Here is a 910-nt window from a genome sequence, read left to right as displayed (position 1 = left end):
CGCGCCGCTCGGGTCCGCGTGCCCGAACTTCTTCGGCAGGTCGAGGTGCCCGACCGCGTCGAACAGGCCCGAGCGGGCCGCGCCCTCCACGAGGGCGTAGTAGTCGCGGTAGAGGTCCGCGAGGTCGCGGCGGTCGTACTCGTCCACGAACTCCGGGTTGTCGAAGCCCCACGCGCCGAGGTAGTGCACGCTGCCGATCACGTAGTCCCACGGGTGCGCCGCGAGGACCTCCTCCAGCCAGCGCTCGGTGCCGGGGTGCCAGTCGGCCTCTAGGCCGAGGCGGACCTCCACGCGGCCCGCCAGGGCCTCGCGGGCCTCGTGGACCATCTCCACGTAGCGGTCGAGTTCGTCGCGGCGCATCCGCCACGGCGCGTCGTACCACGCGGGCATCGGCATGTGGTCCGTGAAGGTCACCCCGGCGAGGCCCGCTGCCTCCGCGGCGAGGGCGTACTCGGTCGGCGTGCCCGTGGCGTGCCTGCACAGCGGCGTGTGCATGTGCGAGTCGAACAGGAGGGCCGGATTCATGGGGAAAGCGTACCGCACGGCGAAGGTGCGGGCCCCTGCGGGTGGGCCCGCCCGGGGGGCTTTCCCTACCTTCCCGCCGCCGTCAGGAAGTACACGCCGTCGGTCCGCTTGCTGACGAAGAGGACCATGGCGCGGCCCTCGTCGTTCGTGAAGTCCGTGCGGGTCCACGTCTCGGTGGAGGTCTTCACGGTACGCGTGCCTGCCTGGAGGAAGCCCGCGGCGGCGTAGTTGGAGGTGAGCTGGACGACGTAGGCGTCCGCGAGCTTTGTGGCGAGGCCGCGCGCGGTGAACAGGCGCGGCGTCTCGTAGCGGGCGGCGTCCGGGCCGAGCAGGGCGGGCGCGAGGGTCCCGGCGAGGCGGGGGTTGCTCACGAAGCTCGTCCCGG

At 72.6% G+C, this 910-nt stretch carries 2 protein-coding genes; both read right to left on the bottom strand.

Annotated features, from left to right (window positions below; genetic code table 11):
• Nucleotides 1–525 (bottom strand): histidinol-phosphatase HisJ family protein (locus DEIPI_RS29650; protein WP_157463556.1); only part of this gene is annotated, 525 nt, incomplete at its 3' end.
• Between the two features lie 65 nt (nucleotides 526–590).
• Nucleotides 591–910 (bottom strand): hypothetical protein (locus tag DEIPI_RS29645; RefSeq protein ID WP_211238266.1); only part of this gene is annotated, 320 nt, incomplete at its 5' end.

It is taken from the genome of Deinococcus pimensis DSM 21231, assembly GCF_000519345.1.
GTDB classification, from domain to species: domain Bacteria; phylum Deinococcota; class Deinococci; order Deinococcales; family Deinococcaceae; genus Deinococcus_A; species Deinococcus_A pimensis.
This window is presented reverse-complemented; position numbering and strand designations above follow the sequence as displayed.